Source organism: Dermabacter sp. HFH0086 (genome assembly GCF_000413375.1).
Classification (GTDB): Bacteria; Actinomycetota; Actinomycetes; order Actinomycetales; family Dermabacteraceae; genus Dermabacter; species Dermabacter hominis.
In genome coordinates this window covers 1,542,893-1,566,976 of sequence record NZ_KE340308.1, presented here as the reverse complement: position 1 = coordinate 1,566,976, position 24,084 = coordinate 1,542,893, and the positions used below count along the sequence as shown (strand labels likewise).

The following is a 24,084-nucleotide window of genomic DNA, read 5'->3' as shown; positions in this document are numbered from 1 at the left end:
CGTGGCGGGAGTCGTGAGCGGGTTCTTCGTGATCGCCGTGATCGTCACCGTGGGCGCATTCGCGGGGTGGTGCAATCTTTTGGGCCCCCAGGGCCGCTTTGTTCTCAATCGCCTGACCTATTTCATCGCGGGGCCATGCCTCGTGTTTGTGTCGCTCATCGACAGCGACCTTCACCTCATACTCTCCGCCAATTTTGCGGTCGCTGCCCTGGCAGCACTCCTCACGACTCTGCTCGCCGCCGCCCTTTCGCGCATTTTCCTCCAGCAGGATTTCCCCCACACCGTGATTTCCTCGGTTTCGGCCTCGATGGTCAATAGCGCGAACATGGGCTTTCCCATCGCGGCCTATGTTCTCGGTGACGTCTCTCTTGCGCTCCCCGTGGCGCTTTGGCAAATGGCGGTGTTCACGCCGCTCTTCCAGTCGGTTCTCCACTCTGCGGTCTCAGGGCAGCGACCAAGCGTACGCGCCCTCGCGGAAACAATTGCCGTGAACCCCATGATCGTCGCGTCCGCGGCAGGTCTCGCTGTTCTCGGCTTCGACCTTCACCTCCCGGCCTTCGTCACCGAACCGATCGACGTCATCGCGGGCATTTCCATCCCAGGGATGCTCCTCGCGTTTGGCATGTCGCTCACCACCTCGAGGCCTTTCTCGAAGGAGGCGGGGCATCGCGCCGACATCGTCCTCGCTACTGCCCTCAAGCTCCTCGCGATGCCCCTTTTTGCCTGGGCTCTCGGCCGGTTCGCCTTTGATCTCACGGGAACGGCGCTTTACGCGGTCGTCGTCCTCGCTGCGCTGCCTACCGCGCAAAACGTATACGTCGCCGCTGCGCGTTACGAGGTGGGCGAGGAGATGACGCGCGATATCGCGCTGTTGACATCGGTCGGCACAATGGTCGCGCTCATGGTGATTGCTTCGCTTTTCGGAGCGTGAGAAGCGCTTTACGTTAGGGTCGAGGCATGATCGTCACTACCGTATGCTGGGGCAACATTTGCCGCTCCCCGATGGCCGAACGCATCCTCGCCTCCGCGCTGTCGTCCCTCGAAGGCGGTGAAGGCATCACCGTCAATTCCGTTGGTGTGAGCAGTGAAGAGACGGGCAACCCCATGGATCCACGCGCTGCCCGCGTTCTCAAAGCCCAGGGCTACGACGCGGGCGGCCACGCCGCTCGTCAGGTGAGCGCTGCCGACATCGAGCGAACCGATCTTTTCGTCGCCGCCGAGCAGTTCCACCTCGACCGGCTTCGTGCGCTTGGAGCCCGCGAGGAGCAGCTCGCTCTCATGACCGACTTCGACCTCGAGTCTCAGCCGGGCGACGCCCTGCCCGACCCGTGGTACGGCGGCGCCGAGGACTTCGATCGGACTCTCGACGTGCTCGAGCGCGCGATGCCGCGCCTCGCCGCACGCCTCGTGAAAGAGTCCTAGAAGCTCGCCGCGAGGCTCGTAAGCGCGTCCTCGTCCATCCCCGCCTCGCGCAAAACCTTCTGGAACATGGGCGCCTTCGCGCGGCGGTACTCGTCCACGTCGATCGCCCCCGTGAACGCAAGACCTCGCTTGTAGCCCGAAAACTCCGCCACGAGCTCGGGGCTGTTCATGAGGACTTGACGCGCCGCGACGCTCGCGTGAAGCAGCGGCGATCCCTCATCGAAAACGGTGAGGGAGTGAAGCACTCCCGACGTGGGAGTATTCAGTTTTCGGTAACCCTCGCCCTCCTGGCGATCGCCGCCGGCCACGTAGCCAAGCGGGGCGAGCGCCTCGCACGCCTCGTCAAGCGCGAGTGGCGCAGCGACCACCGCGATATCGATGATCGGTCTTGCGACCATGCCCGGAACCGAGGTCGCGCCGATGTGCTCGATCCCCTGGCCGCCGTGGCCGTCGAGGGCGTCCACGAGGGTCGTTGCGACCCCCATAAAATCGCCCACCCAAGATTCCGAATACTCGCTCAAATGAATCGCCATACCCCCATCCTACGGGCGAGGAACGGGGCGTATAGCCGAGCTGATGCTGGCGCGGCGGCCGTCGGACCCTCACGAGGCCCCCAAAGGCACAGCACGTAGACTAGAGACATTGAATGCGCGCTCGAGACCGAGGGCGCACGACACCGACACGAGGAAAGGGACACGATGGCTGAGGCCCCATACCGTTACACCGCCGAACTCGCGGGACAGATCGAGCAGAAATGGCAAAAGCTGTGGCTCGAGCAGGGTACTTTCAACGCCGTCAACCCCGTGGGCGAGCTCTCCGATGGACGCAGCGCCGAAGAGCTCGGCGAGAAGATGTTCATCATGGACATGTTCCCCTACCCCTCGGGCAAGGGACTGCATGTGGGCCACCCGCTTGGCTACATTGCGACCGACGCCGTCGCGCGTCACAACCGCATGCTCGGCAAGAATGTGCTCTACACGATGGGCTACGACGCCTTCGGCCTGCCCGCGGAGCAGTACGCGATTCAAACCGGCACCCACCCGCGCGTCACGACCGACGAAAACGTTGCGAACATGGCCCGTCAGCTCTTCCGCCTCGGCCTCTCGCACGACTCGCGCCGCTCGCTTCGCACGACCGATCTTGACTTCGTCAAGTGGACCCAGTGGGTATTCCTCCAGCTGTTCGACTCGTGGTACGACCCGAACTTCGTGAAGGCTGACGGCACACGCGGCTCTGCACGGCCCATTTCGGAACTCAAGGGCGCGATCCAGGATCGCGATGTTGATCCGTACGCGCTCGCCGAGCAGCAGGGCATCGACATCCCGCAGATGTGGCACGACCGCAAGCCGGATCACGAGCATTGGAATCCCGAGCACGACACACCGTTCGACTTCCTCATTCAGTACACGCCCGAGGAGATGACGGAGCTCGTCAACTGCTTCCGACTCGCCTACGTGAGCGACACGCCCGTGAACTGGTGCCCTGGTCTCGGCACCGTGCTCGCGAACGAAGAGGTGACGGCCGAGGGCCGCTCGGAGCGCGGCGATTTCCCCGTGTTCAAGCGCCGCTTGCGCCAGTGGAACCTGCGCATCACCGCGTATGCCGATCGACTTCTCGAGGATCTCGACACCGTTAACTGGCCCGAATCGGTCAAATCCATGCAGCGGAACTGGATCGGCCGTTCGCGCGGTGCGCAGGTCACGTTCACGCTGGATTCCGACGGCTGCCCCGCCTTCGCCGACTCCACGTTCGACGTCTTCACGACGCGCGTGGACACGCTGTTTGGCGCGACCTTCACGGTGCTCTCGCCCGAGCATCCGCTGCTGTCTGACGTCAGCGCTCTCCCCGAGGCGTGGCCCGAAGACACGAAGTCCGCCTGGACCGGCGGAGCATCGAGCCCGCGCGAGGCCGTCGCCGCCTACAAGGAACGTGCCGCCGCACTCGATGACACCGAGCGCACCGCCGATTCGCGTGAGAAGACGGGAGTGTTCACGGGCCTTTTCGCAGTGAACCCGATGGACGGCCGTGCGCTTCCCGTGTTCACCGCCGACTACGTACTCATGGGCTACGGCACGGGCGCCATCATGGCCGTTCCCGCCGAAGACGAACGTGACTACGCGTTCGCGAGCGCTTTCGAGCTCCCCGTGATCCGCACCGTTCAACCGCCCGCCGATTTCGAAGAGGGACAGGCCTACACGGGCGACGGGAGGAAGATCAATTCGCGCAGCGACGAGCTCGATCTCAACGGCATGAGCAAGGACGAGGCGATCGCTGCCGCGACCGAATTCGCCGAGAAGAAGGGCTTCGGCCGCGCAAAGACGACGTACCGGCTGCGTGACTGGCTTTTCAGCCGCCAGCGCTACTGGGGCGAGCCCTTCCCGATCGTGTACGCGGAAGACGCCCCCGAAGTCCCGATCGCGCTCCCGTTCGATCAGCTTCCCGTTCAGCTGCCCGAACTCGACGACTTCTCCCCCAAGACGTTCGACCCGGAAGACGCCGACACCGAGCCGCAGACCCCGCTCTCGCGCGCGGAGGACTGGGCCTGGGTCGAGCTTGATCTTGGCGACGGCATGAAGCGCTACCGTCGCGAAATGAATGTCATGCCGCAGTGGGCCGGATCGTCGTGGTACGAAATCCGCTACACCGATCCCACGAACGACGACCAGATTTCGGCGCCCGAAAATGAGCAGTACTGGATGGGCCCGCGTGAAGGCGCCCCCACTGGCGGTGTCGACCTGTACGTCGGTGGTGTCGAGCATGCCGTTCTCCACCTGCTCTACGCACGTTTCTGGCACAAGGTTCTCTTCGACCGCGGCTACCTTGCGAGCGCCGAGCCGTTCCACACCCTGTTCAACCAGGGATATGTGCAGGCCTATGCTTACCGCGACGAGCGAGGCGTCTACGTCAACGCCTCCGAGGTTGTTGAGGAAGCCGACGGCACCTTCACTCACGATGGCAAACCCGTGCGCCAGGAATACGGGAAGATGGGCAAGTCCCTGCGCAACATCGTGACCCCGGACGACATGTACGACGAGTTCGGCGCCGACACGTTCCGCGTGTACGAAATGTCGATGGGTCCGCTCGATCTGTCGCGCCCCTGGAACACGCGCGACGTCGTGGGCTCGCAGCGCTTCCTTCAGCGTTTGTGGCGCCTCGCCGTGTCCGAAGACACCGGCGAGTGCATCGTGAGCGATGCCGAGCCGAGCGTGGAGACCTTGCGCGCCGTGCATAAGACCATCGACGCGGTGAGCGCCGACATGGACCACATGCGTTTCAACACCGCAATCGCGCGCCTCATCGAGCTCGTCAATCACCTCACGAAGGTCGCCGGCGAGAGCGGCGGCGCGCCGCGTTCGGCCGTCGAGGCTCTCGTGCTCATGGTCTCGCCGTTTGCCCCGCACCTCGCCGAGGAACTGTGGGCGAAGCTCGGTCACGACGAGTCGCTCGCGCGCGCTTCCTACCCGGTTGCGGATCCGCAGTACCTCGTTGCCGACGCCGTCACGTGCGTCATCCAGGTCAAGGGCAAGGTGCGCCACCGCATCGAGGTTGATCCGGAGATCTCGGCGGAGGAGCTCGAGAAGGCAGTGTTTGCCGAGGAGCGCGTGCAAAAACTCATCGAGGGCCACGAGGTTCGTAAGGTGATCGTGCGCGCGCCGAAGCTCGTTAACATCGTCCTCTCCTAACTGAATTGCATAGGGGTTGCGGGGGTTTGGATACCGCCCCCTCTCCCTGAAATTGCATAGTTGTTGTGGGGGTTTGAGCCGCGTGGCTCGGACCCCCACACCTCTTCGATTTAAGGAGCGTTTCGAGACGGAACAGCGACTCTCGCCGAACGCGCTGAGGCGGCTCGCGCTCCACATTTCTCGGTTTCTCCCACTCCGCCCAGGGGCGCGCATGATGACAGCTGCCGATCCATAGCATGCAAGCCATGGCACGCACCCGAGCTCCTATCCCGGCCGCCCTCGCGCACACCGCATTCACGTCCCAAGAGGCCTATGCGCAGGCTGTCACGCGCGATCAGCTCCGCGGGCCGAGTTATCAGCAGCTCCACCGGGGAATCTATGCTCCGACGGAACATTCGCCCACAAGCTGGGACTACGCGCGCATCGTGACTCACGCATGTCCCACGGCCGCGCTCTCTCAAATTTCGGCAGCACTCTTGTGGGGATTTCCTCTACCCACCAGATTCCTCGCGCAGGACCCCCCCCACCAACTTCGGAACTGGCGCGTATCCAAGACGCTCACGCGCCCATACCCGAAAAACTCAATGGCCTTCCGAACTTTGTTTACCCCTACCATCACCGCTCCCCCACGCAGCCATGTGCCGAGTGGCGGCAGCATCTTTTGGCAAGCGACGATGTCATTGTTGTGGAGCCCGAGCAGATTCGTGCGGGCTTAGGTGCCGACGGTGGCCCAGCAAGCGTCGGAATGCCGTGGCACCCCTCCACCGCGCCCCTGTGGAAAAAGCCGCTCAGGATCATGTCCCGCGAACGAACGTTCCTTGATCTTGCGACGGTGCTGAACCCGTTTGAGCTCGTGGCCGTAGGCGACTATCTCGTGCGTCGACCGCGCCCGAACTACGAGGGGCGAAGTCGGCCCTACTGCACGATTGCTGGCCTCAAGGGCGCGCGCGAGAAATACCCAAAAATCGACGGCGCCACAAATACGCGATGGGCGCTCGACAATATTCGCGTGGGCTCTGACTCACCTCAGGAGACTCTGTGCCGCCTTCTTCTCGTCGAGGCGGGCCTTCCCGAACCGGCGCTCAATATTCCTATCCCGCTGCCCGGAGGAATCGTCGTTCCCGATCGTGACCTCGTCTACCCGGATCAGAAGGTCGTTGTGGAGTATCAGGGAAGCTCCCACGAAGAGCCGCAACGGGCGGCGCGCGACCGCTACCACGCCGAGAATCTTCGGGAGGAGGGGTGGGAGGTCGTTCCGATTTATAAAGATGACCTCCCGTATGTCGGTTGGTGCAACGAGTTTCCAGCGAAGTATCGAATAGACGCGCCGGGGATGCCTCGCATCAATCGCGTCAACTTTAAGTTGTCACCATATGCGCTGGCGCCGGAGCCTCGCGAGTGGCCCCTTGTTGTCAAGGTTCGCGAAGCATTCCGACGCCAGGCAATGCGGTAGGTTGCGGGGGCTAAACCCGAGGAATAACCCCCGCAACCCCTATGGAATCCAAGTGAAGGGGTGCGAATAACCCCCACAACCCCTATGGAATTCAGTGGAGGGCGAGGCGGGCCGGCGCCCCCTCCTCGTGCTCCACGTCAACCGTGACCTTCTGATCGTCCGTGACCTCGCCCGTGAGGATGAGGCGCGCGAGCGCATCGCCGATCTCCTTTTGCACGAGACGCTTGAGCGGGCGCGCGCCATACGCTGGGTCGAATCCGCGTTCAGCAAGCAAGTCCTTGGCCGCGTCGCTCACCTCGAGGGTGATGCGGCGATCCTTGAGACGCGCGGCAAGCGACGCCACCTGGAGGCCAACGATGCGGCGCAGCTCCTCGCGGCTGAGGGAGTCGAACATGACGATGTCGTCGAGGCGATTGACGAACTCGGGCTTGAACGCGGCGCGAACAGCGCTCATGACCGCCTCGCGTTTCGCACTGTCGTCGAGGCTCTCGTCCTGGAGGAAGTGCGCGCCCAAGTTGGACGTGAGGATCACAATAGTGTTCCGGAAGTCGACCGTGCGCCCTTGGCCGTCGGTCAGGCGGCCGTCATCGAGCACCTGGAGGAGGATGTCGAAAACGTCCGGGTGGGCCTTCTCGATCTCGTCCAGGAGTATGACGGTGTAGGGGCGGCGTCGGACCTGCTCGGTGAGCTGCCCTCCCTCTTCGTAGCCAACGTAGCCCGGAGGTGCACCCACGAGGCGAGAGACGCTGTGCTTTTCACCGTATTCGGACATGTCGATGCGAACCATTGCGCGTTCGTCGTCGAAGAGGAATTCGGCGAGGGATTTGGCGAGTTCGGTCTTGCCTACGCCCGTGGGGCCGAGGAAGAGGAACGATCCCGTGGGCCGGTTCGGGTCGGCGATTCCGGCGCGCGAGCGGCGCACGGCATCCGAGACCTCGGCGACGGCCCTGCGCTGACCGATGAGGCGTTTACCAATAATGTCCTCCATGTCGAGAAGCTTTTGCGTCTCGGACCTGAGGAGTCGGCCAGCGGGGATGCCGGTCCACGAGGACACCACGCCAGCGATGTCGTCGGGCCCGACCTTGTCGGCGACGAGCGGCTTTTGCTCCTCGTCAATAGCTCGGCTCTCGGTGCCTTCTCCGTGCTCAAGTTCCACGAGCTTCTTTTTGAGCTCGGGGATGTCGCCGTAGAGGATCTTCGAGGCCTGGCTCAGGTCGCCTTCGCGCTGGGCACGATCGGCCTGCATGCGGAGATCCTCGAGCTTTGCCTTGAGCTCGCCCACCTCGTTGAGGCCGGATTTCTCGCGCTCCCAGCGGGCGGAAAGCTCGTTCATCTCCTCGGTGCGCGCCGCGAGATGCTCGCGGACGCTCGCGAGTTGCGCGAGCGATCCCGGATCGTCCGAGCCCTTGAGGGCGAGCTCTTCCATCTTGAGCCGGTCGACCTGGCGGCGAAGAACATCGAGCTCCACGGGTGAGGAGTCGAGTTCCATCCGCAGGCGCGAGGCAGCTTCGTCAATGAGGTCGATGGCCTTATCAGGGAGCTGGCGATTGTTGATGTAGCGATCGGAAAGCGAGGCAGCAGCGACGAGCGCCGAGTCCGAAATCGTGACCTTGTGGTGCGCCTCGTACTTGTCTTTGAGGCCGCGGAGGATCGTGATCGTGTCTTCGACGCTTGGCTCGCCCACGAAGACCTGTTGGAAGCGGCGTTCGAGAGCCGGGTCCTTTTCGATCCGTTCGCGGTATTCGTCGAGGGTCGTCGCGCCCACCATGCGAAGTTCGCCGCGCGCGAGCATGGGTTTGAGCATGTTGCCGGCGTCCATGGAGCCCTCGCCTGTGCCGCCTGCGCCGACGACTGTGTGCAGCTCGTCGATGAACGTGATCACGTTGCCGTTCGAGTCGCGGATTTCGTCGAGGACGCTCTTGAGACGCTCTTCAAATTCGCCTCGGTATTTCGAGCCGGCGACCATCGAGGAAAGGTCGAGCGAGACGAGGGTCTTGCCGCGGAGCGATTCGGGCACATCCCCTTCGACGATGCGCTGGGCGAGGCCTTCGACGACGGCGGTTTTGCCGACGCCGGGCTCGCCGATGAGCACGGGGTTGTTCTTCGTGCGGCGGCTGAGCACTTGGACGACGCGGCGGATTTCGCCGTCGCGGCCGATGACGGGGTCCAGTTTGCCTTCGCGCGCGCGGGCGGTGAGGTCGACCCCGAATTTTTCGAGGCTCTTGAAGGAGCCTTCCGGGTTTTCTTTGTTCATGCTTGTTCCTTTGGTGAGTTTTGCGATGCTGGCGCGGATCGCTTTCGGGGTCGCGCCGAAGTCTTTGAGGATGTCGCCAGGGGTTTTTGCGGCCTTGGCGATGCCGTAGAGCAAGTGCTCGGTCGAGATGTACCCTTCTGCCCCTTGCCCCATGCCGGCGCCGGCTTCTTTCCCGGCGGCTTCAAGTGCGTCGTAGCCATCGCCCTGGAAGACGGGTTTTTGGTCGGTGCTCCCGGTGAGGCGTGGCAAGCGCTGGATTTCTTGGGTGATTCGCTCTTTGAGCGCGCCGATGTGCACGCCCGTGTCGGTGAGCACGGCCGTGGCGATTGAGTCTTCTTGTTCGAGCAGTGCCGCGAGCAAGTGCAGACCGGTGACGTTGGTGTTGCGCAGTGTTTCCGCCGAGCGCGTTGCCGCCTCGACGGCTTCGCGCGAGCGTTGGGTGAAGGAAAATTGCATATTTTCCGCTCCTTTCACGTGGTGTGCGTGGAGCGGGGTTGTGGCCTGGCAGGTCCGACGGTTGCCGAGCCTTCCTCGTTCTCACGCTTACGCTCTATGCAACGCCACCAAAGTTGAGTCTATTCCGCTCAACTTTCATCATTGTCGAAAATGGTCGTCCACCTGCCGTTTTGCGATTCGCGGCCGCGCAGGCGGTCGAGCGCTCGGCGTTCCTTTTTCGTGGGGCGGCCAGTCCCACGCTCACGCCGCGGCGGCGCCGCGAAGAGCTGCGGGGGCGGCGGAACGGAGATGTCGGTGTAGGCCTCGCGGGCAAGTGGCGCACCAACTCTCTTTGAAAGCAATTGTGTGACGACGTACTCGTTCGTGTAGCCGGGGTGGCGTATGGCAACCGTGCTGCCCACGCTCAAGCGGAAGCTCGGCTTCACGACCTCACCATCGACGCGCACGTGCGAGGCTCTGATCGCGCTCGCGGCGAGGGAGCGCGTTTTAAATAGCCGCACCGCGTGCAGCCACGTATCAAGGCGCACGCTCACGGCTCCCGCCTGCTTGTTCTCATTCACGGTGCTACTTTCGCACACTCGGCTTGCTCATAGCGCAACCACGTGCGACTTCGCTACTCCACCCATGAAGCACCCCGGGTGTCTCGGGTTAATATGCAGGTTCGCTCCTTAGACTGCACACGTCAGATGCAGGGGCGAATCTCGCACGCCCCACACAGGATCCCGGAGAGGAGGCGCTCATGCCCGCGGCACGGTCGTACGTCATCGATCCGGCTTCCGAGGCGAGCGCACATCCCCTCCCCTTGAATGCCTCGGAACTTCTCGATTTTGCCATTTCGCATTTCCGTTCACGCACGGCTATCGAGATGAGCGGAACCCGCGTGAGCTATGGGCAGCTTGGCCGCCGCATTCGATGCCTTGCGCAGGGACTCTTGGATTCGGGAATCCGTGCGGGCGACCGCGTCGCGATCGTCCTGCCTATGAGCATTGAAGCCGTCGTGGCGTTCCACGCGGTCCTTCGGATCGGAGCGATCGCCGTGCAGCACTCCGATCGCGAACCGATGATGCGCCTGAGCCGGGAATTTGCCGATTACACGCCGGTCGCGGTCATCATCGCCGAGTATCGTCTCAATGCGCTCGCGGGTCTCGACCAGCACGCGCGACCAAAAACCGTCATCACCGTCCAAGCGCCGGAGCTTCCGAAGACTGCCCCGCGTCGGCTCACCCTTACGGGGGCACTCGCAGAGATTGCGAAAGCGGGCGGCAAGGGAGTCATGCGGGTTGCGTCGCCGTCGAAAAGCCCCGCGCAGCTTCCCCTCACTTTCTGCACGCGCACGCGCTTCAAGGACCTGCTGGGCTCAGCGCCGCTTCCTGACGACTACCCCTATCCGAGCCCGCGTGACCTCGCGGCCATCGTGTACGAAGGGCACACGCGGGCCAGCTCGCTCGGGGCGATGCTCACCCACGACAATCTCACGGCGCTCGCGCACCAGTCCCTGGAGTATCTCGAGACGGCGCCGGCCGGGACCGAGACCGGCTACGCGCTGTGGCCGCTGCACTCGGTGATCGGGATCGCCGATACTCTCACGACCAGCCTCTTTTACGGTCGGCACACGATTCTCTTCCCGCGGTTCGACCGCGCCGGCCTCATGCGCGCTCTCAAGAAGCACCCTCCCGAGGTGATCTCCGGCGATACCGAGGTCTTCCGCTTCCTCGCCGAGCATGCCCGCACGACAGGCCGGTCCCTCACATTGAGGCTCGCGTTGAGTCCCGTGAGCCGTGACCACGCACCGAGTTTTCGGGATTGGGCACGGGACCTTGGCTGGCCGCTCATGGTCGGTTACAGCGGCGCTGAAGCTGGCGTGACCGTGTATTTGCGCACCGCGGAAGAGGGGCGCGAGCACACCGTGGGGACACCGCTCCCCTCGATCGAGGTGCGGGTCGTGGATCTAAATGACCGCAGGCGCGTCGTGGGCCCGGGAACCGTCGGCAAGCTCATGATCAAAGGACCTCAGGTGTTCCACGGGTATTGGAAGAAGCCCGATGAAAGCACAGCCGTGCTCAGCGCGGACGGCTGGGTACTGACCACTTCGCTCGCCTCGATTGACGCTGACGGCTACGTCACGCTCGCTCCCGCGCCGCCGCACTAACATGGGGTCATGGCACGCCTCATTTCGATTCACCCCGTCACTCCACAGCAGCGCCTGCTCGACCAGGTTGTTGAGCGGCTAAAGGACGGTGAGCTCATCGCGTACCCCACCGATTCGGGGTACGCGCTCGGCTGCCGCATCGGTGCTCACGAGGCGTTAGAGCAGATCCGCACGATTCGCCACACCGGCAAAGACCACCACTTTACGGTCATGTGCAGCGAGTTTGGCCAGCTGGGCACCTACGTGCGCATTTCGAATCCCAACTACCGCTTGCTGCGCGCCCACACCCCGGGCCCGTATACGTTCATCCTGCCGGCAACGAAGGAGCTTCCGCGCCGCATGCTCCACCCGAAGAAGCACACGGTTGGGGCGCGCATTCCCGATCACGTGGTGGCACGCGCGATCGTTGAGGCACTCGGGGAGCCGCTCATGAGCTCGAGCCTCATCATGCCCGGTGAGAGCTCCGTGCTCACGGAGTCATGGGTCGTCGAGGATCGCCTCGGCCACCTCATTCCCGCGATTATCGACGGGGAGGTCACGGGATCAGAGCCCACAAGCATCATTGACCTCACGGGCGATTTTCCGCGCGTTCTGCGTGAGGGCGCGGGCGACACACGCGCGTTCGAATAAACAGGAGCGGGCTCGAGGGGCGTGGGGCGGGTCCGACGCCTGCCGAGCCTACGCTGTGCCCAAGGCCTTCGCGCGCCTATCGGCCTTTGTCAGATCCTCGAGGGCACCGGCAATAATGAAGACCCCGACCGCGTAGAGGGGCACGAGTGCGAGGGCATAGCGGAGAGTGAAGAGATCGGCGAGCCAGCCGACGATCGGCGGGGCGAGAAGGAACCCGATGCGCGCGAACCACCCGACAACGGTGATGCCGACCCCGTGACCGAAATCTTCGATGTTGTCACCCGCACGGAAGACGGCCGGGAAGAGGGTCGCGACGCCCCAGCCGGCCGCGGCGAAGCCGATGACCGCCGTCACGGCATTTGGCCACACGAGCATGAAGCCCATGCCCACGAACGAAATTACTGCGCCGACGCGTGCAGTTTTTCGGTCGCCCCACGCATCGACGATCGGGTCTCCTAGGAATCGACCGACCATCTGCGCGCCTTGGAGGGCGACGAAAGCGAGCCCCGCGACGAACGGCGAAGCATTGAAGGTGTGTGTCATGAAGAGCGCACCCCACGTGCTACCCGCATCCTCGGTCGAGCCGGCAAAGACGAGAACCATGCCGAGCGCGCCGAGGAGCGCGAGCGCACCGAGCTTCCCGCGTTGTGGCGTGGTGCTTTCGAGGAGGGTGTCACCGCTCGTCTCCCCCATGAGGTCCGCCGGGGCTTCGTTCGCGGAGGAGGCGCTTGGAGACGAGACCTCTTTGACGCGCTCGGAGGCGTCGGAACCTTTGAGCAGGAACGGGAAGTTCGCAATCGCGATGGCACCAAACACGACGAGCCCGCCCCAGCCTTGCCAGGCGAGCGGGACGCCGAATTGCGCGCACGCGGAGCCGATCACGCCCCCGAGCACAGCACCGAGGGACCAAAATCCGTGAAAGCTGTTGATGATCGAGCGGCGATAGCGGCGCTCGACCCTCATCCCGTGAGCGTTCTGCGAAATATCCGTAATGGCGTCGAAGCTCATCGCGAGCACGAAGCCGAGCGCGAGCATGCCCCAGCTCGGAGCGAGATAGATGAGCACGTGCGCGCTCGAGGCCAGGAGCTGAAAGATCACCGCGGTCTTCCCGGATCCGAGCCGCTTCATAATCGGCGCGGCGAGCAAGCCGAAAGCGAGGCCACCGAGCGGCCCGAGACCCACGGCGAGTCCGAGTTCCGCGTTATTGATGCCCAGCTGCCGCACTATCTCCGGGTAGCGCGGGAGAATCGCACAAAAACTCACGCCATTAAGGAGAAACACAAGCGAAACCGCCCACCTTGCGCGGACGGCTTCACGATCTGGCAGAAAAGTTTCGGGCATCCCATCTCCAAACACCGTAGGCTTAAGGCATGTCTACTCATATTAATGCCCCCGAAGGCGCGATCGCGCCTTACGTCCTCTTCCCCGGAGACCCCTATCGCGCGAGGTGGATCGCGGAAACCTTCCTTGACGATGCGAAGCTCTATAACGAGGTGCGCGGCATGCTCGGCTACACGGGTACATACAAGGGCGTGCGTGTGAGCGTACAGGGTTCCGGCATGGGCCAGCCATCGATGGCGATCTACGCGCACGAGCTCATGAACGACTACGACGTCCAAGCCATCATCCGCGTGGGCACCGCGGGCGGTATGGCGCCGGAGGTCAAGGTGCGCGACGTCGTAATCGCGAGCAGCGCCAGCACGGATTCGGCCATGAACCGCGCGCGTTTCGGTGACGTCACCTACGCCCCCGCGGCCGACTTCGAACTCTTGCGCCTCACGGTGGAGGCTGCCGAAGCGCAGGAACTCCCCTATCGCGTTGGCGGGCTGTTCTCCGCCGACCAGTTCTACAACCCGAATCCGATCACCCAAACCCTCGCCAACTACGGTGTGCTTGGAGTCGAGATGGAAACCGCTGGGCTGTACACGCTCGCCGCGCAGTTCGGCCGCAAGGCGCTATCCGTGTGCACGATCTCCGACCATCTGCTCACGGGTGAAGAGACGAGCGCTCAGGAGCGCCAGGAGACGTTCGACTCGATGATCGTCATGGCGCTCGAGGCCGTCGTGGCCCTCGATAAAAGCGCAGATAAGAAGCGTGCGCAATAGCTCGCTCCTGCTTCTTCGCAACGAAAAGGCCTCGGCGACCGCGCCGGGGCCTTTTGCTATCGCTGCTGTTCTACTTCATGAAGAAGCGCGGGACGATATCGAACGCGAGAAAGAGCGCGACAATCGACATGGCAAGCCCAACGACGAACCAGATCGGCGCAATCGTGTAGAGGCTCATAACGTAAAGGCCGCCAGCGAAAAGCACGAACACGACCGCGGTGAGGAGAATCGAAAAGCCGAGGCTGTAGCCCTGCGAGGTTTCGTTGCTTGCCGCGGCGTTATTGTGCTGGGTCACGCTTTTCTCCATGATGGTCGGGTAGGAATGTCGGCCGCCGCAAGCGGCCGCCGCGACCTCAGTCTAAACGATGGACGAAAGTCCTCCAAGTGCTTCGCGGCGAGTCCGTCTCCTGTATAACGGGGACATGGAGAAAAACACACGCCGAGCGCTCACCGTCATTCAACACGAGGACGACTGCCCACCGGGCATGCTCGAACCGCTCGCGCGTGCCGCGGGCCTCACGCTCAACGTTATTCGACCCTACCGGGGCGAAGCACTGCCGTCCCTCTCGAGCATCGCCTCCACGTCCCGCGGTCTCATCATCCTCGGCGGTGGCCCGGGCCCGCTCGAGGACGATCGCTACAACTGGCTCGCACCGTGCCGACAACTATGTCTTGATGCTGTCGAGACCACATTTCCGCTCTTTGGAATTTGCCTCGGCGAGGAACTTCTCGGAGCCGCACTAGGCAGTGCGATTACCCGCAGGCCGGAGCCTGCCGTCGGGCTCTGCACCGTAATAGCGCAGCCAGCTGCCGCCACCGATCCCCTGTTCTCCCGTGCCGAGCTTCACGAAACCGGGACGGTGTTCCGCGCATTCCAGTGGCACAAGGACGAAGTCTCCGCACTCCCCACAACCACTCCCGGTGGCGCGCCCATCGTTCCCCTCGCCCTCGACAGCGAGGGCCGCCTCGAAGCCTTCCGGGCTGGCGAGGCGGCATGGGGTGTGCAGTTCCACCCCGAGGTCACGCCCGCAATTGCGACGCGCTGGGCCGCTACGAGCGCACTCACGCCCGCCGAACGAGAACGCGATTCCTTCGCGCGCGAGATTGAACAGTGGCGCGCGAGCGCCCAGGGGGCGCACGGTTCCGACAGCGCCTTGCGGCTACTCGAAGCTTTCCTCCACCTTGTACAGCCAGCCCGCCACTAGGAGCGGCCGCGGGAAGGAAAGGTTACGCGGCTTGCGCTGATGCCTCATGCACGCGCGCAGCTTCGCGATAGAAGCCAAGGAGCTGTTCGGCGAGAACCGGCCACGTGCGCTGGCGCACCGAGTCCTGAGCGGCCGCAGCGAAATGCTCGCGTTTCGCATCGTCCCCGAGGAGGTCCTCGACGTAGGCACGAAGCTCATCGAGCTTGCCGGGCGTGTACAGCCAGCCCGTTCGCGAATGGTCGATGAGGTCGATGGGTCCGCCAGAGCGGGGGGCTATCGCCGGCAGCCCAGAAGCCATCGCCTCCTGGATCGTCTGGCAGAAAGTTTCGAGCTCTCCCGTGTGCACAAATAGATCGCACGTAGCCACAATCTCCGCGAGCTCGGCTCCCTTCTTGAACCCCGCGAAATACGCGCCCGGCATGGCCGCGCGAAGCTCTGCCTCGAGGGGCCCTTCGCCAACGATCACGAGGCGGACGTTGGGGAGCGATTCAAGCACGGCGAGGTCCTCGACCTGCTTCTCGGCTGCAAGACGCCCGACGTACACCACGAGCTTTTCCCCATTCGGGGCGAGGCGCTCGCGAAGCTCGTCGCTGCGTCGCGAGGGCGAGAACTGCGAAGTGTCGACCCCACGGCGCCAGATCTGCACGCGTTCGATGCCGTGCTCGACGATCTGATTGCGCGTGCTTGACGACGGTGCAAGATTCACCTCGCAGCGGTTATGGATGTCGCGGAGGAACATCCACATCGCTTCCTCGAGAACTGGTGCCCCGTACTTGCGCGTGTAGCCAGGAAGGTCAGTTTGGTAGATCGCGACCGTTGGGATGCCTCTTTTGACGGCGGCCTTCGACGCTGCGTTGCCGAGCAGGGCAGGGCAGGCAAGATGGACGACATCGGGATGAAAATCGTCGATGATCGAGCGAATGCGGTAGTTAGTCGTCGCACTCATGCGCACCTGGCCGTAGCCCATCATGGGTATCGACAGCACGGGGATGATTGGCACGCGCTCCGCGCCGAACGTCAATTCATTCGGGATACCGGGCGCGCCGGGGGCGACAATCCGCACCTCGTGGCCGGAGAGAGCGAAGCACTCGACGACGCGAAGAACGGAGTTGGTCACGCCGTTCATATGGGGAAGGAACGATTCGGCAACTACGAGGATTTTCACGCTTCCGATTGTGCAGCCTCGGAGCAACGCCCACGATAAAGACACGTGTCCCCAATGTGACGGGGGCGTGAACGCTACGCGTCACGCCCCCCGTCACTTTCGCGGCTGGTCGCGGATGACCTCAGTACTTCGCCGAGGCGATGCCCGCGCCCTCCACGAGGGACTCGAGCTTCGCCCATGCGATCTCCGGGTGGATGCGGCCGCCAAGACCACAGTCGGTCGACGCAATCACACGCTCGGGGCCCACGATGTCCGCAAAGCGCTCGATGCGCTGCGCCACGAGCTCGGGATGCTCCACGACGTTCGTCGAGTGCGAGACGATGCCGGGAACGATCACGCGATCCTCGGGCAGCGTGACGTCCTTCCAGACAACCCACTCGTGCTCGTGGCGCACATTCGCCGCTTCGAACGAGTAGTACTTCGCGTTAACCTCGAGCATGAGCTCGGCGAGATACTTGAACTCGAAGTCCGTCACGTGCGGCCCGTGCCACGAACCCCAGCACGTGTGCAGGCGCACGAGCTCGCGAGGGATTCCATCGATCGCACGGTTGATGGCATCGACGCGCTTCTTCGTGAACGCGAGGTAGTCCTCAACGCTCGGCTCAGGGTTGATCTGGTCGAAGTTCTCGGCAAGCGAAGGGTCATCGATCTGGATCTGAATGCCGGCGTCGGTGATGGCCTTGTACTCGGGGCGCATCACCTCCACCCACGCGTCGAGGAACGCATCCGGATCACCGTAGTATTCGTCGTGAATTCTGGCGCCCGAGCCCGGCGACAGGGTCGAAAGGTAGCCCTTTTCATATCCCGACTTCTCAAGTGCGTGCGAGAAGTTTCGAATGTCGTTCGCGCACAGGTCCTTACCGAGTTCGGAGAAGGCAACCGGCCCGGTGGCAGCAGGAATGATGAACGTTTCCGGCTTGTCGTTGGTCGTGGGAACACCGGTAACGGGATCGGCGTACGCTCCAGGGAAAAGGCTGCGGTCGCGGCGATCCTCGAAGCTCGTCAAGACAATCTTGCCGGGCTCGCTGCGCTGCGGTTTTGCATTGAAGAAATCGGTCCCCGTGAGCTCGAGCCCCTCGGTGCGGTCGTAGATGTATGACCACCAGGAGCCGTAATTCACGGCTGAGCCCATCGCCTTGCCGTACTCGCCATCGCCCGGCACGGAAATACCGATCTCCTTCTGGCGGGCCACGACGCCATCGACCGCGTCCGCGAGGATGCGTTCAAACTCAGGCGATTTCTTAGGGGTGAAGCCGTCGGCCTCAAGCTCCCTGTTGTAGTTCGCGTCGATCAGTTCTTGGGTGCGCGGGAGCGAGCCCGCGTGTGTGGTGAGTATCTCTGTCATGGCCATCAACCTACGAGATTCGCAGCGGCGTGGCCAAACTCCGGTTCACGCTCGTTCATGTTTCCCAAGACCCACGCAAAAGTGGGGCGCTCCCGGAGGAACGCCCCACCCTTAGGCTGCGCTATTAGCCCTGTTCGTAGGCGTCAAGCGGCTGGCACGAGCACACGAGGTTGCGGTCACCGTATGCCTGGTCGATGCGCCTGACCGGCGGCCAGTACTTCGCCTGGTACTGCATCTGCTTGGTCATGTGGAAGTCAGGGTCATAGCCCGCTTCGCTCGCGGCGTTCACACCCGGGTACACGGCTTCGTCACGCGAGTAGGGATGATCCCAGTCCTCGCGCGCAACCGAATACGCGGTGTGCGGGGCGTTGACGAGCGGGTTGTCGTCCTTCGGCCACTCGCCCGACACAACCTTTTCGGCTTCGTCCGCGATCCGGTGCATAGCGAGGATGAAGCGCTCGATCTCCCACAGGTCTTCCGATTCGGTCGGCTCGATCATGAGGGTGCCCGCAACGGGGAAGCTCATGGTCGGAGCGTGGAAACCGTAGTCAATGAGACGCTTCGCGACATCATCGACGGTGATACCCGTGCGGTCGGTGAAGGGTCGCAGATCCACGATGCACTCGTGCGCCACGAGCCCGTTTTCCCCGCGGTAGAGGATCTCGAACTTCTCGCTGAGCCGCTTCGCCATGTAGTTCGCGGCGAGCACGGCCGATGCGGTCGCGTGGCGCAGCCCCTTCGCGCCCATGAGGCGGATGTAGGTCCACGGGATGGGCAGGATCGACGGGGAACCGTACGGTGCCTGCGACACAGGTGCGCCGCCGTGGGCGCGATCCGCACCGCCGATAACGGGGTGCTCCGCGTTTTGCATGTCCGGGTGCCCCGGCAGGAACGGTGCGAGGTGGGCCTTCGCCGCAACGGGGCCGACGCCGGGCCCGCCACCGCCGTGCGGAATGCAGAACGTCTTGTGCAGATTCAAGTGCGAGACGTCGCCGCCGAATTCGCCCGGCTTCGCCACTTCGAGCAGCGCGTTGAGGTTTGCGCCATCAACGTACACCTGCCCGCCAGCATCGTGCACGAGCTGCGTGATCGTACGGACTTCGGACTCGTACACGCCGTGGGTCGACGGGTACGTGATCATGATGCACGCGAGTTCATCGGCGTGATCCTTGATCTTCTGCTTGAGGTCGTCGAGATCCACGTTGCCGTTAGCGTCGCTCGCAACAACGACGACGCGCAGGCCCGCGAGGACCGCGGAAGCGGCGTTTGTGCCGTGGGCCGAGCTCGGCACGAGGCACACGGTGCGGGCGGATTCGCCGCGGCTCGCGTGGTAGGCGCGGATCGCGAGAAGACCCGCGTACTCGCCCTGCGAACCAGCGTTCGGCTGAAGCGACACGGTGTCGTAGCCTGTGACGTCGGCGAGCCAGGTTTCGAGCTGAGTAATGAGCTCGACGTAGCCTTGAACGTCGCTTGCGGGCGCGGACGGGTGGATCGCGTTGAACTCGGGCCACGTAACTGCGGCCATTTCGGTCGCGGCATTGAGCTTCATCGTGCACGAACCGAGCGGGATCATGCCGCGATCGAGAGCGTAGTCCTTATCGGCGAGACGGCGCAGGTAACGCATCATCGCGGTCTCCGAGCGGAACGAGTTGAACACGGGCGCCTCGAGGAACGAGGACGTGCGCGCGAGTTCGCCCCAGGTCTCACCGGGCTGAGCCCATTCGTCAAAAGCCACGTCGCCGACGTGCGAGGGCGAGAACTCCGAAAATACCTCGATGATCTCCGAAAGCGCGCTCGGCGTGACAGTCTCGTCGAGGCTGATGTGGACAGTGTCCGCATCGGGATGAGCGACGAGGATGCCTCGGTCGTCGAAGGCCCGAGCAATGTCCTCAGCCTTGCCGTTGACGGTCACTTCAAGGGTGTCGAAGAACGTCTCGTGCTTGAGCTGGAAACCGTTCGATGTGAGCCACGCAGCGAGTGCGGCGGTGCGGCCAGCGACCTCGCTAGCAATCTGCTTGAGGCCTTCGGGGCCGTGGTACACGGCGTACATCGACGCCATAACAGCGAGCAGGACCTGCGCCGTGCAGATATTGCTCGTTGCCTTCTCGCGGCGAATGTGCTGCTCACGAGTCTGGAGGGCGAGGCGATACGCGGGGTTGCCCTCCGCATCGAGGGAGATACCCACGAGTCGGCCGGGAATCTGCCGCTCAAGCCCCTTCGAGACCGCCATGTAGCCGGCGTGCGGCCCACCGAAGCCGAGCGGAACGCCGAAGCGCTGGGAGTTACCCACCGCAACATCCGCGCCGAGCTCGCCGGGTGAGGCAAGGAGCGTGAGCGCGAGCAGATCCGCGGCCACGATTGCCTTCGCCTTGTTGGCCTGAACCGCGGCAATCACGTCGCGAGGATCCCACACGCGACCCGAAGCGCCCGGGTACTGCACAAGCGCGCCGAAGTACTCGCCCGACGGAGCGCCATCGTTCGCGAAATCGACATCCTTCAGTTCAATGCCAACGGCCTCGGCACGGCCGCCGAGAACAGCGCGGGTCGACGGCAACACGTCGGTGTCCACGAGGAACACATTCGACTTATTGCCGCGGGCCGCGCGGCGCGCAAGAAGCATTGCCTCGGCAGCCGCCGTGGCCTCATCGAGCATCGACGAGTTTGCGATCTCGAGGCCCGTGAGGTCCCCGATCATGGTCTGATAGTTGAGCAGCGCCTCGAGTCGGCCCTGCGAGATCTCAGGCTGGTACGGCGTGTACGCCGTATACCAAGCTGGGTTCTCGAGGATGTTTCGCTGAATGACCGAGGGCGTGTACGTGCCGTAGTACCCGTGGCCGATAAGCGAGCGCTTCACGGTGTTTTTCTTCGCAAGAGCGCGAAGCTCCTCGAGAGCCTCGGCTTCGCTCGCGCCTTCGGGAAGCAGAGAATCCAGCCCTTCGTCGAGAAGGATCGTGCCCGGCACGGCCTTCTCAAGAAGTGCACCGAGCGAGTCGAGGCCTAGTGCCTCGAGCATTCTCTTCTGGTCCTCGCTCGCAGTGCCGACATGCCGACGAACGAACGAATGAAGACCGTCGATCGCCGAATTATCGACAGCGACGTTGCTGTGGTGTTCAGACATGAACGGGAAACTCCTCAAATATTTACTTGCTGGTCAGTTCGCTGTATTCCTCGGCCGAGAGCAGATCATCGGGGATATCGGTGACCTTGACCTTGATGAGCCATGCTTCGCCGAAGGGATCGTCGTTGACCTTCTCGGGGCTTTCGACGACGTCCTCGTTCACCTCGGTGACCTCGCCGGATAGCGGGGCAAAAAGATCCGAGACCGACTTCGTCGACTCGATCTCGCCCATCTCGGTGCCGGCCTCAATTTCTTCACCGACGGAGGGCAGGTCGACGTAGACAACGTCGCCGAGCTGGTCAGCAGCGAAGTCGGTCACGCCGATCGTTGCGGTGCCGTCGCCTTCCTCGCGCACCCATTCGTGGTCCTTGCTGTACTTCAGATCCGACATCTTTGTTCCTTTCAGAGTGTGTGAAGCGTACCTTCGTGAAAATCCTACGGGCCGCCTCCTGGTAGGCAGCCCCACGCGTCACTTGGCGCGCGAGTAAAACGGGAGAGATACGACGGTGGCGGGCAGCGCCTTGCCACGCACATCAATCGACAGTTCCTGACCTTCGTTCGAGAGGTGAGGCTCAACGTAAGCAAGCGCAATCGGGTAACCGAGAGTCGGTGCAAGCGCGCCCGAGGTCAGCTCCCCTACCTCCGTGCCGTTCTCATCGTGAAGAACGTAGCCCGCGCGGCCGGCGCGGCGACCGTCGGCCTTGAGCCCCACGAGCACTCGGCGATCCGAAAAATCCTTGCCCTCGAGGGCTTCGCGCCCGACGAAATCGCCTTTCGACTTGAAGGCGACCACACGGCGAAGGCCCGCCTGTGCCGGGACGATATCGAGGCTCAGCTCGTGGCCATAAAGGGGCATGCCGGCTTCGAGGCGGAGCGTGTCGCGGCACGCGAGACCGCACGACTGGATGTTCTCGCCGCCAACGCCAGCAATGGCCTCCCACGTCTTCACGCCCAGGGCGTTCGGAACGTAAATTTCGAAGCCGTCTTCGCCCGTGTAACCGGTGCGGGCAAAAAGGATTTCCTCGCCCTCGTAGGTTCCCGCAAGAATGCGGTAGTACTTAAGAGCATCGAGAGCATCGAGATCCACCTCGATGCCTTCGCGTTCAGCAAAGCCGCGCACGATTTCCGCGGACTTCGGGCCCTGAACCGCAACGAGCGCGATCTCCTCACTACGGTCAGTGACCTCGACGTCGAATCGCTCGGCGCGCTCCTTGAGAGCGGCGGCGTCGACGAGGCGATTACCCGCGTTCGGGACGGTGAGGAAGCGATCCTCCGCGAGGCGGTAGACGATCAGGTCATCGATGATGCCGCCTTCCTCGCTCAGCAAGAGCGAGTACTTCGCGCGCCCCACCTCAAGCGAACTGATCTTGCCCGCAAGCGCGTAGTCGAGCGCTTCGCCAGCCTCTGGGCCCGTAAAGAACACCTCGCCCATGTGCGAGAGGTCGAACTGGCCGGCGCGCTCGCGAACGGCGGCGTGCTCGGCGAGATCCGAGGTGTAGCGCACGGGCATATTCCAGCCCGCAAAATCGGTAAAAGAGGCGCCCTCACGCTCGTGAACGGCGAACAGTGGGCTGTTGATGAGCTCGGCCATCGGGTTTCCTGCCCTTTCTTGCGCGATATTCGCGCGGTGTATCCCGCGTCGTCGCGGGGTGTCCGGGTTGCAGTGACATGAACACGACTAAAACACACGGTGACCCGCATCGCGAGCGCACCTCGAAATGTCTCAGGCGTCACAGTTAAGCTAGTGGTCGTGAGACGCGAACACGAACCCTATTGGCCAGTTCGGCTACGCACCGAACGACTTCATATCCGGGAACCCGGAGAGGCAGACCGGGACGACTACGTGCGACTCATGACCGATCCCTCGGCGAGCCGATACCTCGGCGGAGCCGTGAATTTCGGCTCGCGCCAGGCTCTCGAACTTTCCCCACTCGGGAACACGTGGGGCGCCTGGATCATTGCGCACGGCGCAACGGATCAGATGCTCGGTATCGTCAACCTGAATTACGATCGCGACGAGCTCGAAATCACGTACGCGCTCCTGCCCGAATTCGTCGGTCACGGATACGCGCGCGAAGCCGTCAGGCGCGTCATCGAGTTCGCTAGAGACACCCTCGACGAACCCGTCATGATCGCCGTTGTTCAAACGTCGAACAAGCGCTCGGTTGAACAGCTCAAAAAGATCGGCTTCCGCGTACGCCGCGGACTCGAAGAATTCGGGAGCCAGCAGCTCCTCATGGAATACCCGCTGCAAGCCGAGCCGGGCGAGTGTCGGACCTCCGTCACCGCACCCGAGATCCCCACACTCTAAAACGGGTCGAGGAACGGGTTGCGCCTCTCGCGCCCGCGGTGTTCCGCCCAGCGCGCGAGCACCGTGTGGGCGTCTTCCCGCACCACATAGTCGAACACACCCGCGAGGCGGTCCGAGTCCGCGTACGGGTCGATACACACGGTCACCGCACCCGAAGCGCGCGCAAGCGGCGCGAGCAGCGATGCCGGGGCAACCGTGTTCGACGTACCGACGGCGAGGAACACGTCGCAGTTACGCGCCGCGTTTTCCGAATACTCGAGCACTCCGCTCGGGAGCATCTCGCCGAAAAGGACGATGTCGGGACGCATGAGAGCCCCGCACACGGGGCAGTCGCGCGGCACCCCGTAATGCTCGGGATCGGAAGGATCACGCTCGGGATCGAGGCGCACGGCGAGTTGCGCGCGCCACGTGCACTCCGGGTTGAGGCACACAGCCTCCGCCGCGCTTCCGTGCAGTTCGGCAACATCGTGCGAACCGGCGAACTGGTGCAGCCCGTCGACGTTCTGAGTCAGAATCGTTGCGTCGAGCGCTGCGAGAGCTCTATGCCCGGGGGTCGGCCCAGCGATAAGCGCCCGCTCAAACACGCTCCCCCACACGCGCCACAGGATCGGCACATTTCCCGGAAGACGACTGACGTCCATTGCCGCCTCGAGATCGGGGTTTTCCTCCCAGATCCCACCCGGCCCGCGGAACGTCGCAAGCCCGGCCGCAGCACTCAGCCCGGCACCGGTCAGCGCGACGACCCGCTCATGATGGGGTCGAAGCTCGAACGAACGATTTCTCACGCG

Annotated in this window: 20 protein-coding genes; 9 read left to right on the top strand and 11 right to left on the bottom strand. The window is 63.5% G+C overall.

The genetic code is table 11. From position 1 onward, the window contains the following. The first annotated feature begins 1 nt into the window (after nucleotide 1). Both HMPREF1484_RS06865 and HMPREF1484_RS06860 read left to right on the top strand, forming a co-directional pair. Nucleotides 2-931 (top strand): AEC family transporter, encoded by a 930-nt coding sequence (locus tag HMPREF1484_RS06865; protein WP_016664310.1) that lies wholly within the window; start codon nucleotides 2-4, stop codon nucleotides 929-931. 26 nt (nucleotides 932-957) lie between these two features. Then, entirely contained in the window at nucleotides 958-1,422 is a 465-nt protein-coding gene (locus HMPREF1484_RS06860) for a low molecular weight protein-tyrosine-phosphatase (RefSeq protein WP_016664309.1), read from the top strand. On the opposite strand, the gene HMPREF1484_RS10965 is transcribed toward HMPREF1484_RS06860, so the two are convergent. After that, nucleotides 1,419-1,955 (bottom strand): GrpB family protein, encoded by a 537-nt coding sequence (locus tag HMPREF1484_RS10965; protein ID WP_016664308.1) that lies wholly within the window; start codon nucleotides 1,953-1,955, stop codon nucleotides 1,419-1,421. The genes HMPREF1484_RS06860 and HMPREF1484_RS10965 overlap by 4 nt on opposite strands. A gap of 165 nt (nucleotides 1,956-2,120) precedes the next feature. Here HMPREF1484_RS10965 and leuS point away from each other — a divergent pair, with 165 nt between their 5' ends. After that, nucleotides 2,121-5,105, top strand: coding sequence for a leucine--tRNA ligase (gene leuS, locus HMPREF1484_RS06850; protein ID WP_016664307.1), 2,985 nt, complete (start codon nucleotides 2,121-2,123; stop codon nucleotides 5,103-5,105). A gap of 661 nt (nucleotides 5,106-5,766) precedes the next feature. Further along, nucleotides 5,767-6,558, top strand: coding sequence for a hypothetical protein (locus HMPREF1484_RS10960; RefSeq protein WP_147594906.1), 792 nt, complete (start codon nucleotides 5,767-5,769; stop codon nucleotides 6,556-6,558). A gap of 91 nt (nucleotides 6,559-6,649) precedes the next feature. Here HMPREF1484_RS10960 and clpB read toward each other — a convergent pair whose 3' ends face one another. After that, nucleotides 6,650-9,268 carry an ATP-dependent chaperone ClpB gene (gene clpB, locus HMPREF1484_RS06840; protein ID WP_016664305.1) on the bottom strand — a complete coding sequence of 873 codons (2,619 nt, stop codon included), beginning with the start codon at nucleotides 9,266-9,268 and terminating at the stop codon, nucleotides 6,650-6,652. Between the two features lie 128 nt (nucleotides 9,269-9,396). Further along, on the bottom strand, nucleotides 9,397-9,828 hold the full coding sequence (locus HMPREF1484_RS06835) for an RNA-binding S4 domain-containing protein (RefSeq protein ID WP_172620177.1): 432 nt from the start codon (nucleotides 9,826-9,828) through the stop codon (nucleotides 9,397-9,399). Nucleotides 9,829-10,007: 179 nt separating this feature from the next. On the opposite strand from HMPREF1484_RS06835, the gene HMPREF1484_RS06830 reads away from it, so the two are divergent. Further along, nucleotides 10,008-11,417: an AMP-binding protein gene (locus HMPREF1484_RS06830; protein ID WP_016664303.1), complete on the top strand. Its 1,410-nt coding sequence runs from the start codon at nucleotides 10,008-10,010 to the stop codon at nucleotides 11,415-11,417. A 9-nt stretch (nucleotides 11,418-11,426) separates the two neighbouring features. Next, a complete protein-coding gene (locus HMPREF1484_RS06825) occupies nucleotides 11,427-12,047 on the top strand; it encodes an L-threonylcarbamoyladenylate synthase (protein WP_016664302.1) in 621 nt (206 codons plus the stop codon). A 48-nt stretch (nucleotides 12,048-12,095) separates the two neighbouring features. Here HMPREF1484_RS06825 and HMPREF1484_RS06820 read toward each other — a convergent pair whose 3' ends face one another. Then, nucleotides 12,096-13,328 (bottom strand): MFS transporter, encoded by a 1,233-nt coding sequence (locus HMPREF1484_RS06820; RefSeq protein ID WP_232049692.1) that lies wholly within the window; start codon nucleotides 13,326-13,328, stop codon nucleotides 12,096-12,098. Between the two features lie 89 nt (nucleotides 13,329-13,417). On the opposite strand from HMPREF1484_RS06820, the gene deoD reads away from it, so the two are divergent. Next, on the top strand, nucleotides 13,418-14,152 hold the full coding sequence (deoD, locus tag HMPREF1484_RS06815; RefSeq protein ID WP_016664300.1) for a purine-nucleoside phosphorylase: 735 nt from the start codon (nucleotides 13,418-13,420) through the stop codon (nucleotides 14,150-14,152). Nucleotides 14,153-14,222: 70 nt separating this feature from the next. Here deoD and HMPREF1484_RS06810 read toward each other — a convergent pair whose 3' ends face one another. Continuing rightward, nucleotides 14,223-14,447: a hypothetical protein gene (locus tag HMPREF1484_RS06810; protein WP_016664299.1), complete on the bottom strand. Its 225-nt coding sequence runs from the start codon at nucleotides 14,445-14,447 to the stop codon at nucleotides 14,223-14,225. A 127-nt stretch (nucleotides 14,448-14,574) separates the two neighbouring features. On the opposite strand from HMPREF1484_RS06810, the gene HMPREF1484_RS06805 reads away from it, so the two are divergent. After that, entirely contained in the window at nucleotides 14,575-15,357 is a 783-nt protein-coding gene (locus HMPREF1484_RS06805) for a type 1 glutamine amidotransferase (protein WP_016664298.1), read from the top strand. A gap of 22 nt (nucleotides 15,358-15,379) precedes the next feature. Here HMPREF1484_RS06805 and HMPREF1484_RS06800 read toward each other — a convergent pair whose 3' ends face one another. From HMPREF1484_RS06800 to gcvT, 5 genes are all read right to left on the bottom strand, one after another. Further along, nucleotides 15,380-16,522, bottom strand: a complete 1,143-nt coding sequence (locus HMPREF1484_RS06800; protein ID WP_016664297.1) for a glycosyltransferase family 1 protein — start codon at nucleotides 16,520-16,522, stop codon at nucleotides 15,380-15,382. Nucleotides 16,523-16,643: 121 nt separating this feature from the next. Continuing rightward, nucleotides 16,644-17,867, bottom strand: a complete 1,224-nt coding sequence (locus HMPREF1484_RS06795; RefSeq protein WP_016664296.1) for a cobalamin-independent methionine synthase II family protein — start codon at nucleotides 17,865-17,867, stop codon at nucleotides 16,644-16,646. A 124-nt stretch (nucleotides 17,868-17,991) separates the two neighbouring features. Further along, nucleotides 17,992-20,985, bottom strand: a complete 2,994-nt coding sequence (gene gcvP, locus HMPREF1484_RS06790; protein WP_016664295.1) for an aminomethyl-transferring glycine dehydrogenase — start codon at nucleotides 20,983-20,985, stop codon at nucleotides 17,992-17,994. Nucleotides 20,986-21,007: 22 nt separating this feature from the next. Further along, nucleotides 21,008-21,376, bottom strand: a complete 369-nt coding sequence (gene gcvH, locus HMPREF1484_RS06785) for a glycine cleavage system protein GcvH (RefSeq protein ID WP_016664294.1) — start codon at nucleotides 21,374-21,376, stop codon at nucleotides 21,008-21,010. Nucleotides 21,377-21,454: 78 nt separating this feature from the next. After that, nucleotides 21,455-22,576 carry a glycine cleavage system aminomethyltransferase GcvT gene (gene gcvT / locus HMPREF1484_RS06780; protein ID WP_016664293.1) on the bottom strand — a complete coding sequence of 374 codons (1,122 nt, stop codon included), beginning with the start codon at nucleotides 22,574-22,576 and terminating at the stop codon, nucleotides 21,455-21,457. Nucleotides 22,577-22,735: 159 nt separating this feature from the next. On the opposite strand from gcvT, the gene HMPREF1484_RS06775 reads away from it, so the two are divergent. Beyond that, the gene (locus HMPREF1484_RS06775; protein WP_172620176.1) at nucleotides 22,736-23,296 is read left to right on the top strand and encodes a GNAT family N-acetyltransferase; all 561 of its coding nucleotides are present in this window, start codon (nucleotides 22,736-22,738) and stop codon (nucleotides 23,294-23,296) included. Here HMPREF1484_RS06775 and HMPREF1484_RS06770 read toward each other — a convergent pair. Then, nucleotides 23,293-24,081 (bottom strand): Sir2 family NAD-dependent protein deacetylase, encoded by a 789-nt coding sequence (locus HMPREF1484_RS06770; protein ID WP_016664291.1) that lies wholly within the window; start codon nucleotides 24,079-24,081, stop codon nucleotides 23,293-23,295. The two genes, HMPREF1484_RS06775 and HMPREF1484_RS06770, sit on opposite strands and share 4 nt — an antisense overlap. Between the last annotated feature and the right edge of the window lie 3 nt (nucleotides 24,082-24,084).

What these genes read in the sequence shown, in the direction of transcription:
- HMPREF1484_RS06860 (WP_016664309.1), top strand. Translation starts at nt 958, where the DNA reads ATGATCGTCACTACCGTATGCTGGGGCAACATTTGCCGCTCCCCGATG.
- HMPREF1484_RS10965 (WP_016664308.1), bottom strand. Translation starts at nt 1,955, where the DNA reads ATGGCGATTCATTTGAGCGAGTATTCGGAATCTTGGGTGGGCGATTTT.
- leuS (WP_016664307.1), top strand. Translation starts at nt 2,121, where the DNA reads ATGGCTGAGGCCCCATACCGTTACACCGCCGAACTCGCGGGACAGATC.
- clpB (WP_016664305.1), bottom strand. Translation starts at nt 9,268, where the DNA reads ATGCAATTTTCCTTCACCCAACGCTCGCGCGAAGCCGTCGAGGCGGCA.
- HMPREF1484_RS06830 (WP_016664303.1), top strand. Translation starts at nt 10,008, where the DNA reads ATGCCCGCGGCACGGTCGTACGTCATCGATCCGGCTTCCGAGGCGAGC.
- HMPREF1484_RS06825 (WP_016664302.1), top strand. Translation starts at nt 11,427, where the DNA reads ATGGCACGCCTCATTTCGATTCACCCCGTCACTCCACAGCAGCGCCTG.
- deoD (WP_016664300.1), top strand. Translation starts at nt 13,418, where the DNA reads ATGTCTACTCATATTAATGCCCCCGAAGGCGCGATCGCGCCTTACGTC.
- HMPREF1484_RS06805 (WP_016664298.1), top strand. Translation starts at nt 14,575, where the DNA reads ATGGAGAAAAACACACGCCGAGCGCTCACCGTCATTCAACACGAGGAC.
- HMPREF1484_RS06795 (WP_016664296.1), bottom strand. Translation starts at nt 17,867, where the DNA reads ATGACAGAGATACTCACCACACACGCGGGCTCGCTCCCGCGCACCCAA.
- gcvP (WP_016664295.1), bottom strand. Translation starts at nt 20,985, where the DNA reads ATGTCTGAACACCACAGCAACGTCGCTGTCGATAATTCGGCGATCGAC.
- gcvH (WP_016664294.1), bottom strand. Translation starts at nt 21,376, where the DNA reads ATGTCGGATCTGAAGTACAGCAAGGACCACGAATGGGTGCGCGAGGAA.
- gcvT (WP_016664293.1), bottom strand. Translation starts at nt 22,576, where the DNA reads ATGGCCGAGCTCATCAACAGCCCACTGTTCGCCGTTCACGAGCGTGAG.